This is a genomic window from Brevundimonas sp. NIBR11 (assembly GCF_027912535.1).
Lineage (GTDB): Bacteria > Pseudomonadota > Alphaproteobacteria > Caulobacterales > Caulobacteraceae > Brevundimonas.
On record NZ_CP115465.1, the window covers coordinates 2,219,415 to 2,232,053 of the forward strand.

Below are 12,639 nucleotides of genomic sequence, written 5' to 3' on the forward strand. Positions count from 1 at the left end.
TCGCCTCACCGCGTTCAAGCTGTGCGAGACCCCAGGGTCAGGGTCGCCGGACGGCCGGCCTGGGCCGAGGACGTCAGCCAGATGTCGAAGGCGCCCGGCTGAACCGTCGGTGCGCCGTCGGCGCCGACGTATTCCAGCATCGCGCGACGAATGGTGAAGGTCACGGTCTGCGTCTCTCCGGCCGCCAGCGCCACCTTGCGGAAGTCGCGCAGACGCCGGCCCGGCTGGGTCAGATCGGCGACGCGGTCGCGGATGTAGAGCTGCACCGTCTCGACCGCATCGCGGTCGCCGCCGTTGGTCACCTCGACCGAGACCTCGACTTCGCCGGTCCAATCCAGGGTCGCTTCGGCGGGCGTCACCTCTCCATAGGCCACCGCGCCGTAGGTCAGGCCGTGGCCGAACGGATAGAGGGCGGTGTTGGTCGTCTCGCGATAGCGGGCGACGTATTCCTGGGACGCCAGGGCGTTGTTGGCCGGACGGCCGGTGACCTTGTGGTCGTAGCTGAAGGGCTGCTGGCCCGAGCGATGCGGGAAGCTGACCGGCAGGCGGCCCGACGGCGAGGCCTTGCCGAAGACGATGTCGGCGACGCCGTTGCCCATCTCTCCGCCCAGGAACCAGGTGACGACGATGGCCTGGGCGTTCTTGACGGCGCCCGACAGCTCCATGGCGCGGCCGTTGCGAAGCAGGACCACGATTGGCTTGCCGGTCGCGGCCACGGCTTCGGCGAGGGCGCGCTGGGGCGCCGGGATGTCGATCTCGGTGCGCGACTGGGCCTCGCCCGACATGCGCGAGCTTTCGCCCAGAGCCAGGACCACGACGTCGGCTGCAAGCGCGGCCTGCACCGCCTCGTCGATCCCGCCCGCCAGCGCCTCCTCGACGCCGGAACCGCGCGAGATACTGAGGTCCTGCGGGTCGGCCATGGCGGCCCGGAAACCGGTCTCCAGCGATACGCGGGTGTTCTCGTCGCCCCAAATGGTCCAGGGGCCGAAAACATTGTCGACGTCGTCGGCAAAGGGCCCGATCAGCGCGATCTTCTGGCCCTCGCTCTTCAGCGGCAGGAGGTCGCCCTCGTTCTTCAGAAGGACGATGGATTTGACGGCGGCCTCACGGGCCAGGTCGCGGTGCTCGCGCGAACCGACGACCAGACGCTCGCGCACCGGATCGCAGCCACGATAGGGATCGTCGAACAGGCCGAGCGCCGCCTTGGTCATCAGGACCCGGCGCACGGCCTGATCCACGCGAGCCATCGGCACGTGTCCCGTCTCGACCAGGTCGGGGATGTGTTCGAGGAACAGGCCTGACACCATGGACATATCCATGCCGGCCAGGAGGGCGATACGGGCGGCGTCCCGACCGTCGGCGGCGAAGCCGTGGGCGATCAGCTCCTGTTCGGCGGTGTAGTCCGAGACGACGAAGCCGGTGAAGCCCCACTCGTCGCGTAGGATGTCGGTCAGCAGATACGGATTGCCGGACGCCGGAACCCCATTGAGGTCGTTGAAGGCCGTCATCACCGACAGGGCGCCCGCGTCGAACGCGGCCTTGAATGGCGGCAGGAAGGTCCCCCGCAGCGTCGCCTCGGACATATCGGTGGAATTGTACTCCATCCCCGCCAGACCGGCGGAATAGGCGGCGAAATGCTTGGGCGTGGCCAGCAGCGCGTCGCGGTCGGCCAGACCCTTGTCGCCTTGGAAGCCTTGGACGCGGGCGATCGCCAGGATCTCGTTCAACAGGACGTCTTCGCCCGCGCCTTCGACGCCGCGACCCCAGCGCTGGTCGCGCGCCACATCGACCATGGGGGCATAGGTCTGGTGGATGCCCGAGGCCGCGCCTTCCAAGGCCGCCGCCCGCGCCGTACGCCGGGCAAGGTCCGGATCGAACGCGGAGGCCTCGGCCAAAGGAACCGGAAAGACCGTCTTCAGGCCATGGATGATGTCGGCGGCAAACAAAAGGGGGATCCCCAGCCGGCTTTCCTCGACCGCGATGGTCTGGATGCGGCGACCCGCCTCGGCGCCCACGCCGTTGAACAGATTGCCGACCGTGCCATCGCGTATCATCTGCGTCACGCGCGCGGGGTCTCCCTGACCGTCCAGCGGGTTCACATTCATGGGCCGGAAGCGGAAGGGATCGCCCAGCAGGTTCAGCTGGCCGGCCTTCTCCTGAATCGTCATGCGGGCGATCAGGGCGTCCACGCGGTCCAGGTCGGCCGCTTCCTTGGCCGCGGCGCCGCGCGGAGCCGCCACCATGGCCGCGCCGAACGTCGCCAGCCCGGCGGCGGCGGCCAGAATGGCGCGGCGATCAGGCGTGCGGGTGTCCATCATCGTCTGCTCTTCAGTCATGGGCGAACCGATAAGGGGGGATCAGGGCGAAGTCAGGTCACGGCGTGTTTCGCCGGGAAACGCGCCGTTCCGACCATGGATGAGCGGTCTTGTAAACGGTTACTTCGCTTCAGGCGGCAATCGGCACGGATCAGTCGCGGATGAAATGAGGCACGAACTGCGAAGTGTTGCTCGTGATCCGACCCGTGTCATCGCGCACGGACATGCCTGCGGGCTCCTCACCCACGACCCAGGATCCGACGATGGCGTAACGGCCGCCGAACATCGGCGGGGCGTGGACGGCCTGGACGATGGCGCGGCCGTCATAACCGCCGTCATTTCCATGTTCGGTGTGTTCGGGTTCGACGATCGTGACGTTGTCGCCCTCGCGCGAGAACAGGGGTTTGCGCACATGGGCGACCGACAAGGCCGAGGCGCGCGGATCGTCCTCGAAATAGGCTTCCAGCAGGTTGGGGTGCCCCGCGTGGCGCTCCCACAGCAGCGGCAATATGCCTTTGTTGGACAAGATTGACTTCCACGCCGGCTCCAGCACCAGAACGTCTGCGGTCGGCAGGGGCTGGGCGTAGTCGTCGCGCAGCATCTGTTCCCATGGATACAGTTTGAACAGGGCCTGGATCAGCCAGTTTTCCTCGTCCACGAACCGGCCGTCGGCGTTCAGGCCGATGTCGCCGATGGCTACGAATTTTGGATCCAGCCCCGCCTGTTTCGCCAGATCCTCGAGGTAGAGCACCGTCTGGCGATCCTCGACGAAATCCGGATCGGACGAGAAATGCACGAAGCCGCTGTTCGGGAATATCTGGCGGAAACGGGCGACAAGTTTTTCGTGCAGGCTGTTGAACTGGTCGGCGTCGGCCGGGATCGAGCAGTCCGCGATCCGGTCCTCCAGCCACAGCCACTGAAAGGCGCCGCTCTCGTAGATCGAGGTCGGAGTGTCGGCGTTGTACTCATAGAGCTTGGCCGGGCCCGTCCCGTCATAGGCGAAGTCGAACCGGCCATAGAGGGACGGATCGCCCCGCTTCCAGCTGTCGGCCACGTAGTCCCGGAGCTTTTCCGGGATATCGAGTTCAGCCATCAACCGTTCGGACTTCACCGCCTCGTCGACCAGGTCGAGACACATCTGGTGCAGTTCGGCGGTCGGGTTCTCGATACCCGCCTCCACCTGCTCCAGCGTGAGAGCGTAGGCGACGTCGTCGGTCCAGTAGGGCTCGCCCGAGATATGATGCCAGGTGAAGCCCAGACGCTCGGCCTTCGCCTGCCAGTCCGGGCGTTCGGGGAGGATGAGGCGATCCATGGTTGCGGCGGTCAGCCCGGCTCTTTCTCGCCCGGCGTCCCTTGGCCGATGCGCGGCGTCACAACCGTCACATCCGATTGCGTCAGGCGGGCCAGAACGTCGTCGGCCGAGGAGTGGCCCGGCAGGATGCCCGCCTCCTTCAGCTTGGCGTCGAGGTCGGCGCCGGTGCGCTTGTCTTCGAACTCCTGGCCGACGCGCAGCCGTTCCTCCTGCACCGCCTGGCGCTGCTTGATGCGTTGCAGACTGTCGGCGGCCGAGCCGATGCGTGAATGGGCGCCGGCCGATTGCAGGGCGACGGAGGTCTGGGCGCGCTGGACGCTCTCGTTGACCTTCACGATGTCGATTTCGCGACGCAGGGTCTCGATCTTCTGGTCGGTCGAGGCGATGGCGGTGCGCAGGCGGGTCTCCGCCTCCTTCATGCCCTCGATCAGCGGGCCGCGCGTGCCGATCTCGGACTCCAGCTCGGCGATGCGAACGGCCACCTCGCGGGCGAGATCGGTCTTGCCCTGACCGAGGGCAGAGCGGGCCGAGCTTTCGTATTTGGCGATCTGGTCGCGAAAGGAGGTCAGCTCGTTCTCGGCCATGCGGCGGCGAGCGACGAGGCCCGCGAGGTCGTCGCGGGCCTTGCCCTGGGCGGTGTCGGCGTCGCGGATTTCCTGGTCGAGAATCTTCAGGGCGTTCTGGTCGACGACGGACTGGGCCGCATCATGGGCCGTACCGCGGAACAGGGCGGAGAGTTTGGACAGCATGGACATGGGTATCAGGTCTCCGGTTCAGGCGGCGAAAGTGTCGCGCAGGGACGTCGCATCGATGGCGTTCTCGGCCAGGGTCCGCAGTTCGATCAGGATAGTCTGAAGCGTCGTCTTGGACGACAGCTCGCCCATCAGCTCGTAGACGTCCTGATCCCCGACCGTGGTGATGGCGAAGTTCGACAGGGGCACCACGCGCTGGGCCTTCAGCAGGAACTCGTTGAACCGGGCGGTGTCCGACTGCTCCGACACGGGCCACAGCAGAACCGAACAGACGATCTGGGCGCCGCCGACCGAAAGGTAGATCGGCAGATCGCCGTATTCGTGCATGGTGACGAGCAGCACCGGATCGGCCCCCTCCAGCACCCGGGCGGTCAGCTCGCCCTCGCGGACGAGCGAGGTCTCCTCCAGCGCCGCCTTCACGGCGGGAACGGTCCAGGCGGTTTCGATGACGGCGTCCATGTGAGGATCGGCTCCGGTTGACGAAGAAGAAGTGGGACGGGGACGGCGGGGCGCAAGCTCGGGTCCGCGCGTCGAGTCGGTGACGATGGCGTGAACGGCGGCTCGGACATCGTCTCGGCAGGCTTGTGGCACCCAGAACTCGAGCTTGACCTGACCGGCGTCGCGACGCGCCTTTCGCCAGGCGCGGATACGATCCGTGCCAGAGGCGGGCTGAGGAATGTCGGCGGCTTCCGTCATGTACATGTAACGCGTAACATGAACGCTTGACGTGCGGCAAGCGGGATGCGAAATTTCATTCGTGGCTGCGACAATCGCAGCGTAAAGACCGGACCATGTTCAAGCGTCTCTTCGGCGGACAGCCTGCTGCGGAACCGGCCAATCGGCTGGCGGTGGTGAGGAACATCACCGTGGGCCGGACCGTGTCGCTGGACCCTCTGGCATGGCGCCGCCTGCAGCCGGAGACGGTGTTCAATCTCGACACCGACGCGCTGGAGATCACGGCGCAAGGGACGATCGTATTGGACGGCGGCCAGACTGTGCACCGGTTCTATACCGACGAGCACGTCATGCTTCAGGCCATGAGCGACGATGCGACGGGGGCCGAGGCCTATGACTTCTCCCTCTTCATCCCCTGGACCAGCGCCTATCCGCCTGGCGAGCGCGAGCGCCGCCTCTGGCGCGACCGCCTGTCGGAGCCGGTCTTCGACGGCACGCCGGAAGAGGTCGGGGTCTGGCCGCGTTTCTGGTTCGCCGAAAGCGATGCACGGCAGCCGCCGGTGACGATGTGGGAGTCCCTCTGGGACGACCGCACGGCGACCGTTCCCTACGGCCGGATCTTCCAGACCTGCATGCTCTACGCGCGCGAACTGGCGGGCGGACGCGAGCTGATGCTGGCGCTGGAGATGGAGCCCGAAAAGGCCCCCGGAAAATCCGCCGACATCTCGCACGAGATCATGGTCGGCATCCCCCTGGAAGTCGGCGAGTTCACGGCGTGAACCGCGCCGCAAATCTGGAGCACTGAGACGATGGACTGGTTCGCATTCCAGACGGGGGCCACGGCCTTCGTCATCGCCTTCGCCGCGGCGGGCGTCTTCACCTTGGCCTTCAAGCTGATCTACCAGTGGGTGACCCCGTACCATGAGCGAACCCTGATCCGGGACGGCAACCCAGCGGCGGCCATCGCCCTGGGCGGCGCCCTGATCGGCTATGTCCTTCCGCTGGCTTCAGCCCTGTCGCACACGGTCAGCCTGACGGAGTTCGCCGCCTGGGCGACCCTGGCCGGCGTCATCCAGATCGTGGTCTTCGTCATCGTGTCAAAGCTGGCCTTCAAAAACCTGGCCGAGCGGATCGAGAAGGGCGAGGTCGCCTCGTCCATCTATCTGGCCTCGATTTCCATCTGCGTCGGCTTGCTGAACGCCGCCTGCATGACAACGTGAGGGCGACCATGAGTGACACCCCCTCCCCCGCCGCGCAAGAAACGACGACCATCCGCCGGATGAAGCGGTCGAAGACGCTTCAGATCACCAGTCTGATGGCGACGGCCTCCTTCTCCCTGGCCGCCTGTGGTGCGCCCCAGGTCGCCGTGCCCGAGCCGGAACCCGCCCTGGCCTATACCTCGCTGGACGAGTGCAAGGCGGCCAACGACATCACCGACGCCGAGTGCGACGCCGCCGACGCCAATGCCCGAGCCCAGGCCGCTGAGACCGCCCCCCGCTATGCGACCCAGTCGGAATGCGAAGGCCAGTGGGGTCCGGATCAGTGCCGTCCGAACCAGCAGGGCGGCGGCTCGTTCTTCACCCCGCTTCTGACCGGCTTCGTCATCGGCCAGTTGCTGAACGGCGGCGGCTATCGCGGCGGCGGCGCCCTGTATCGCGACCGCGACGGCAACTACCAGAACGGCTACGGCGGCGGCTATCTGAGCCGCGACTACCGCACGGGGCGTCAGGTCGCCAACGGCCGCGACTACGGGACCGACGTCGCGCGTCAGGCCCCGAGCCGCGTGCAGAGCCGCACCACCGTCGTCTCGCGCGGCGGCTTCGGCGGCGGCGGCCGGGGTTACGGGGGCTGAAGCCCTCTCCCGGAGGGAAAGGGAAAAGCCTAGTGCCCGCCCGTCTTCGGGGCTGCGCCGATCGCATGCACCGGCGCGCGCGAGGCGGCGACCGCGAACACCACCAGCAGCACATAACCCGCCAGCGGCACGAAGAACGCCGGATTGATCGTTCCGGCCATGTCCGCCACCCGACCCGCGACGAGCGGCAGGACCGCCCCGCCGATGATGCCGAATACCAGAAGCCCCGAGGTCGCGGAGGCCGGCGCTGTCGAACGCTCCAGCGTCAGGGTGAAGATCGCCGGGAACATGATCGAGTTGAACAGGCCGACGGCCAGGGCGGCGAAGGCCGCTGTCGCCCCGCCTGTCTGGGTGACCACCAGGCAGAGCACCGCCGCCACGGTCGTGAAGACGGCCAGCAGGGGGGCGGCAGGAATGCGGGTCAACAGCGCGCTGCCCGCGAACCGCCCCATCAGGGCGCCGGCCCAGTAGAGGGCGACCAGACGACCGGCGTCGGCGGGCGAAAGGCTGAGAATGCTCCGGGCTTCGAGGAAGTTGGTCATCAGACTGCCGATGGCCACTTCGGACCCGACGTAGATGAAGATGCCGATGGCGCCGAAGATCGCCCATTTCGACTTGAGAGCTTCGAAGGGCGAGGCCCCCTTCTCAGTCGACGCCGAGGTGGAAAGCTTGGAACGGATCAGCCAGATGAAGCCGCCCAGAAGGGCGAAGAAGATGGCCAGGCCGATGAAGACGGTGTCGATGTTGGCCAGGGTCTGGGCGCGCAGCGTCGGATCCAGCACCGGCGTCGCGGCTTCGACCGGAGCGGCGGGCGAGAGGGACGGCGCCAGGCCGCCGATGTAGTTCTGCAGGAAAATCAGCCAGCCGACCGCCAGACCGATCGCGGCGCCCAGCGGGATCCAGCCCTTCAGATCACGACGCAGACCGCCCAGCAGGGCGCCGGCGACCAGGCCAAAGACCACGCCGAGGCCCAGCAGGATCAGGGCGCTGAACGACCCCAGCGCCGTCACCCCGCCCGCGACGAAGATGCCGCCCGACAGCATGACCGTGGCGCCCAGCAGCGGTCCAACCACCGTGCCCAGGGAGTTGAACGCCTGAGACAGAACCAGCCGGAAGTGCGAGCCCTTCTCCGAACCGAGGCTTGCGGCCAGCGGATTGGCCGCGACCTGCAGCAGGGTCACCCCGCCCCCGATCACGAACAGGGCGATCAGCACGCCGGGATAGAAGTCGAGAATGGTCGACAGCGGCACGATCAATGCCCCCAGCACCATGACGCCCAACGCCCCTACGATCGATCGCGCATAGCCCAGTCGCGCCAGGACAAAGGCGGCAGGCAGGGCGAAGACGCCATAGGCCGTGAACCAGGCGAACTGTGTCAGCAGGGCCTCGGTGAAACTCAGCTCGAACACGCCGCGGACCGCCGCGACCAGCGGGTCGATCAGCGAGGTGGCGAATCCCCAGGCGAAGAACAGGGTCGTCACATAGGCGAAGGCGAGACCCGTGCCTTTGGCGGGGGTGGTCGTGGCGTCGGTCATCCTGGCTCCGTTTCCTCTCGGGCGTTGGCCGCCCGTAACCGCTTCATCCCATGCGTCGCCCGGCTGGGCCGCGCCGTCCAGTCCGATCTTCTGCCGCGTAACGAAAAGTGGCCTGACCGGACGCCGACAGGACAGTGGACGGATGGCCTGTCGGGTGGTCTGGTCCGTCCATGACCACGCCCTTCCCCCCTCCCGTTCCAGAACCCGGCCCCGAATGGTGGCGGGGTGCGGTGATGTATCAGATCTATCCCCGCTCCTTCGCTGACACCAACGGCGACGGTATCGGCGACTTGCCGGGGATCACCGCGCGTCTGGACCACGTCGCCTCGCTGGGCGTGGACGGTATCTGGCTGTCGCCCTTCTTCACCTCGCCGATGAAGGACTTCGGCTACGACGTTTCCGACTATGTCGGGGTCGACCCGATCTTCGGCACGATCGACGATTTCGATCGACTGATCACCCGCGCCCACGTGCTCGGTCTGAAGGTCATCATCGATCAGGTCTACGCCCACACCTCCGACGAGCACGCCTGGTTCCAGGAGAGCCGACGCAGCCGGACCGACCCGAAGGCGGACTGGTACGTCTGGGCCGACGCCAAGCCGGAGGGATCGCCGCCGTCGAACTGGCAGTCAGTGTTCGGGGGCCCGGCCTGGACCTGGGACGCGCGGCGCGGCCAGTACTTCATGCACAACTTCCTGGCCTCACAGCCGCAGCTGAACACGGCCCTGCCGGAGGTTCAGGACGCGCTCCTGGACGCCGCGCGGTTCTGGCTGGATCGCGGCGTGGACGGCTTCCGCTGCGACGCCCTGAACTTCGCCATGCACGACCCGGCCTTGACCGACAATCCGGCCGACCAGCGCCCCGGCAAGCGGACACGGCCGTTCGACTTCCAGCGCCACGACCACAACCAGTCCCAGCCCGGCATTCTGGATTTCGTCGGCCGCCTGCGTCGCCTGACCGACAGCTACGACGGCGACCGCTTCCTGCTGGCCGAGGTGGTGGGCGAGAAGGCGAACGAGGAGATGAAGGCCTATACCGCGCCGGGCCGGATGCATTCGGCCTACGGCTTCCTTTATCTCTACGCCGACCGGCTGACGCCCGAACTTGTGGTGCAGGGGCCCGCCCTGTGGTCGGGCGCACCAGGCGAGGGTTGGCCGTCGTGGAGCTTCTCCAACCACGACGCGCCGCGCGCGGTGTCGCGCTGGGCCGAGGGGAGGGATTCCAAGGCCTATGCCGAAATGGCCCTGCTGCTGCTGATCTGTCTGCGCGGCGACGTCTTCCTGTACCAGGGGGAGGAGTTGGGCCTGCCGCAGGCCGAGGTGCCGTTCGAACGCCTGGTCGATCCCGAAGCCATCGCCAACTGGCCCGAAACCCTGGGGCGCGACGGCGCCCGCACGCCGATCCCGTGGAAGGCGACGGCCGATTTCGCGGGGTTCTCGACCGTCGAGCCCTGGCTGCCGATCGATCCGCGTCACCGCGATCTGGCGGCGGACGCCCAAGACGCCGACCCCGCCTCGACCTTGCATCTGGCCCGCCGGATCATCGCTCTGCGCCGCGCCCATCCCGCCCTTCGGCTGGGGTCGATGACGGTGCGTGAAGCGACGGCAGACCTGCTGGTTTTCGAACGGGTCTTCGAGGGCGAGACCCTGCTGTGCGTCTTCAACCTGGGCCACGCCGGCCTCGACTGGACCGCGCCGTCGGGGTGGTCGGTGGTCGAGGCGGTGAACGCGCCCGACCCGAACGCCGGCTGGCTCGCGCCCATGGCCGGGCTGATCCTGTCGCGCGACTAGGCCCCGACGAACGGAGGCGCCCCCCTGGGTGCGCCTCCTCCGGCTTCTGCGGATCAGTCCGGATTTAGAAGAGGACCTTGATCGTGCCTACGACGCGGCCGTCGTAGAGGTCGGAGTTTTCAACGTCGGTGTCGTGATAGCGAAAATCGGCCACGAGATTGTCGGTGAGAGCATAGCCGACGCCGACGTTCCAGGTCGTGTAGTCGTCGCTGAAGTCCAGGAACTGTTTGCCGATTGCGCCCGAGACCGTCCACTTGTCGGCCGGAGCGAACGCCACATTGCCTTCGACGTAGGTGGCTTCGTCATCGAAGCCGAAGAAGTCGGGCGAATAGTAGACCGCGGCTCCGGCGGTGACCGGGCCGATCGCCCGCGAGGCTGCGGCCTTGAACTCGACATAGCCATAACCTGCGTCGGGGATCGAAGGCGAGTTGACGTAGGTGTATCCCACAATCCCGAAGTCGACCGCGAAGCCCTCGACCTCGGTGCGATAGCCGCCATAGAGGTCGATTTCGGCGTCCGTGTCGTCGCCGAAATCGACGTTGGAGGCCCACGCCCCGACGTAGAAGCCGCCGTTCGTGAGATCGACGCCGACTTGCAGCGCCGGATCCTCGCTCGTCTGGCTGACGCCTCGGAACACGTAGTCGGATGTCAGCGCCGCGTTGAAGGCGACGTCGATGTCCTGGGCGGCCGTCGCGCCGGCGGCCGTGAGCGTGGAAAGGGCGGCAGCCATCGCCACGCAGAAGGCATGTGATCTCATCTCGGTATCCCCGTGAATGTGTTGGATCGTCAGGTGATCGCCGGGCACGTGGGAGGACGCGCCCGGCGGGGTTGTCAGTGTTCCAGGGCCTCGCCGTGGAGGGTGGTGTCCAGACCTTCGGCCTCCTGGGCATCCGTCACGCGCAGGCCCGTCGTGAACTTGCAGATGATCAGGATGACGAAGGTGCCGACGGCCGAATAGGCGATCGTCCAGGCCAGGCCCAGGGCCTGGGTGGGGATGTTGGCGCCTTCGCCCAGGCTGTTGATCGCGCTCGAGGCGAACACGCCGGTCAGAAGCGCGCCGATGAGGCCGCCTGCACCGTGGATGCCGAAGGCGTCCAGCGAGTCGTCGTAGCGGAGCAGCTTCTTGATCCACACCGAAGAGATGTAGCAGACCGGTCCGGCGATCAGGCCGATGATGACCGCGCCCTTGGGATCGACAAAACCGGCTGCCGGGGTGATGGCGACCAGACCGGCGACGACGCCACTGAGCATGCCGATCAGCGAGACCTTCTTCTTCTCGATGACCTCGACGATCTTCCAGGTCAGGGCGGCGGCTGCGGCGGCCAGAATGGTATTGAGCAGAGCCACGCCCATGAGCTCGTTGGCCGCGCCCGCCGAGCCTGCGTTGAAGCCGATCCAGCCCACGAGCAGCAAAGAGGCGCCGATCATGGTCAGGACCGGATTGTGCGGGTTGATCGGTTCAATCCCATACCCTTTGCGGCGACCCAGGAAGATGGCGCAGACCAGACCGGCCACACCCGAGTTGACGTGCACGACCGCGCCGCCGGCGAAGTCCAGCACCCCGGCGCCGCCGAGGAAACCGCCGCCCCACACCCAGTGGCAGATTGGTGCATAGATCAGGAGCGACCAAAGGGCGGTAAAGAGCAGCAGGGCCGAATATTTGAACCGCTCGGCGAAGGCGCCGGTGATCAGGGCCGGGGTGATGATGGCGAACGTCATCTGGAAGGAGATGAACAGGAACTCCGGAATGCCTGGCAGCAGACTGTTGGCGGTCTGCAGCGTCACCCCGTCCAGGAACAGGGCGTCGAAGCCGCCGACATAGGGCTGGAGCGCCTCGTTGCCGTTGGCGCTGAAGGCGATCGAATAGCCAGCGATGAACCACACCAGGGTCACCACGGCGAAGACGCCGACCGACTGGGTGATGGTGGCGATGACGTTCTTCTTGCGGACCATGCCGCCGTAGAACAGCGCCAGGCCTGGCAGGGTCATCAACAGGACGAGGGCGGTGGAGACCCCCAGCCAGCTGGTCCCCGCCGCGTCGAGCTCAAGCGCCGCCTGGTGACCCAGAAGCGGAGAAGCCGCCGCCTCCTCGGCGGGGGCGGCGGCTTCTTCAGCGGCGGCGACGGTGGTGGCGGCGGCGCCAGAGCCCGAGGCTTCGACGGCAGCGGGGGCGGCGACCTCGGCTATGGGCGGCGTGGGAGCGGCGTCCTGCGCGAAGGCTCCGCCCGCGCAGAACAGGCCGATGGTTAGACAGATAAGGGCCAGAAGGCCTGGTAGACGGTTAAGCAGCTGCGACATGAAAGCATCCCCTCTGTGATCTCGCAGTTGCGAACTGTTTATCGCAACGCGACATCGCGCAAGAGACTATCTGCGATCAGCGCAATTTTCGTGTTTCTGTCAGCTGCGAT

11 protein-coding genes are annotated in these 12,639 nt (G+C 66.9%); 4 read left to right on the forward strand and 7 right to left on the reverse strand.

Annotation, left to right across the window (positions count from 1 at the left end; all coding sequences use genetic code 11):
• Positions 1-14: 14 nt before the first annotated feature.
• The 4 genes from O5O43_RS11205 to O5O43_RS11220 form a co-directional block, all read right to left on the reverse strand.
• Positions 15-2,318 carry a glycoside hydrolase family 3 N-terminal domain-containing protein gene (locus O5O43_RS11205; protein WP_271083966.1) on the reverse strand — a complete coding sequence of 768 codons (2,304 nt, stop codon included), beginning with the start codon at positions 2,316-2,318 and terminating at the stop codon, positions 15-17.
• Positions 2,319-2,466: 148 nt separating this feature from the next.
• The gene (locus O5O43_RS11210) at positions 2,467-3,627 is read right to left on the reverse strand and encodes a glutathionylspermidine synthase family protein (RefSeq protein WP_271083967.1); all 1,161 of its coding nucleotides are present in this window, start codon (positions 3,625-3,627) and stop codon (positions 2,467-2,469) included.
• A gap of 11 nt (positions 3,628-3,638) precedes the next feature.
• On the reverse strand, positions 3,639-4,382 hold the full coding sequence (locus O5O43_RS11215; protein ID WP_271083968.1) for a PspA/IM30 family protein: 744 nt from the start codon (positions 4,380-4,382) through the stop codon (positions 3,639-3,641).
• A gap of 18 nt (positions 4,383-4,400) precedes the next feature.
• Positions 4,401-4,838: a YjfI family protein gene (locus O5O43_RS11220; RefSeq protein ID WP_271083969.1), complete on the reverse strand. Its 438-nt coding sequence runs from the start codon at positions 4,836-4,838 to the stop codon at positions 4,401-4,403.
• Between the two features lie 332 nt (positions 4,839-5,170).
• Here O5O43_RS11220 and O5O43_RS11225 point away from each other — a divergent pair, with 332 nt between their 5' ends.
• From O5O43_RS11225 to O5O43_RS11235, 3 genes are read left to right on the forward strand one after another with little or no spacing between them, the layout of a single operon-like run.
• Positions 5,171-5,833: a YjfK family protein gene (locus O5O43_RS11225; RefSeq protein WP_271083970.1), complete on the forward strand. Its 663-nt coding sequence runs from the start codon at positions 5,171-5,173 to the stop codon at positions 5,831-5,833.
• Between the two features lie 30 nt (positions 5,834-5,863).
• Positions 5,864-6,274, forward strand: a complete 411-nt coding sequence (locus O5O43_RS11230) for a DUF350 domain-containing protein (protein ID WP_271083971.1) — start codon at positions 5,864-5,866, stop codon at positions 6,272-6,274.
• An 8-nt stretch (positions 6,275-6,282) separates the two neighbouring features.
• Positions 6,283-6,906, forward strand: a complete 624-nt coding sequence (locus O5O43_RS11235; protein WP_271083972.1) for a DUF1190 domain-containing protein — start codon at positions 6,283-6,285, stop codon at positions 6,904-6,906.
• A 29-nt stretch (positions 6,907-6,935) separates the two neighbouring features.
• Here the strand turns inward: O5O43_RS11235 and O5O43_RS11240 are convergent, their stop codons facing one another.
• Positions 6,936-8,441 carry a glucose/galactose MFS transporter gene (locus O5O43_RS11240; RefSeq protein WP_271083973.1) on the reverse strand — a complete coding sequence of 502 codons (1,506 nt, stop codon included), beginning with the start codon at positions 8,439-8,441 and terminating at the stop codon, positions 6,936-6,938.
• 170 nt (positions 8,442-8,611) lie between these two features.
• On the opposite strand from O5O43_RS11240, the gene O5O43_RS11245 reads away from it, so the two are divergent.
• Positions 8,612-10,231 (forward strand): alpha-glucosidase, encoded by a 1,620-nt coding sequence (locus tag O5O43_RS11245; protein WP_271083974.1) that lies wholly within the window; start codon positions 8,612-8,614, stop codon positions 10,229-10,231.
• 64 nt (positions 10,232-10,295) lie between these two features.
• Here O5O43_RS11245 and O5O43_RS11250 read toward each other — a convergent pair whose 3' ends face one another.
• Complete coding sequence (locus tag O5O43_RS11250; protein ID WP_271083975.1) at positions 10,296-10,988, reverse strand: TorF family putative porin; 693 nt, start codon at positions 10,986-10,988, stop codon at positions 10,296-10,298.
• A 74-nt stretch (positions 10,989-11,062) separates the two neighbouring features.
• Entirely contained in the window at positions 11,063-12,529 is a 1,467-nt protein-coding gene (locus tag O5O43_RS11255) for an ammonium transporter (protein WP_271083976.1), read from the reverse strand.
• Positions 12,530-12,639 lie beyond the last annotated feature (110 nt).

Coding starts and splice junctions, on each gene's coding strand:
- O5O43_RS11225 (WP_271083970.1), top strand. CDS start 5,171: ATGTTCAAGCGTCTCTTCGGCGGACAGCCTGCTGCGGAACCGGCCAAT.
- O5O43_RS11205 (WP_271083966.1), bottom strand. CDS start 2,318: ATGATGGACACCCGCACGCCTGATCGCCGCGCCATTCTGGCCGCCGCC.
- O5O43_RS11215 (WP_271083968.1), bottom strand. CDS start 4,382: ATGTCCATGCTGTCCAAACTCTCCGCCCTGTTCCGCGGTACGGCCCAT.
- O5O43_RS11240 (WP_271083973.1), bottom strand. CDS start 8,441: ATGACCGACGCCACGACCACCCCCGCCAAAGGCACGGGTCTCGCCTTC.
- O5O43_RS11235 (WP_271083972.1), top strand. CDS start 6,283: ATGAGTGACACCCCCTCCCCCGCCGCGCAAGAAACGACGACCATCCGC.
- O5O43_RS11230 (WP_271083971.1), top strand. CDS start 5,864: ATGGACTGGTTCGCATTCCAGACGGGGGCCACGGCCTTCGTCATCGCC.
- O5O43_RS11210 (WP_271083967.1), bottom strand. CDS start 3,627: ATGGATCGCCTCATCCTCCCCGAACGCCCGGACTGGCAGGCGAAGGCC.
- O5O43_RS11255 (WP_271083976.1), bottom strand. CDS start 12,529: ATGTCGCAGCTGCTTAACCGTCTACCAGGCCTTCTGGCCCTTATCTGT.
- O5O43_RS11245 (WP_271083974.1), top strand. CDS start 8,612: ATGACCACGCCCTTCCCCCCTCCCGTTCCAGAACCCGGCCCCGAATGG.
- O5O43_RS11250 (WP_271083975.1), bottom strand. CDS start 10,988: ATGAGATCACATGCCTTCTGCGTGGCGATGGCTGCCGCCCTTTCCACG.
- O5O43_RS11220 (WP_271083969.1), bottom strand. CDS start 4,838: ATGGACGCCGTCATCGAAACCGCCTGGACCGTTCCCGCCGTGAAGGCG.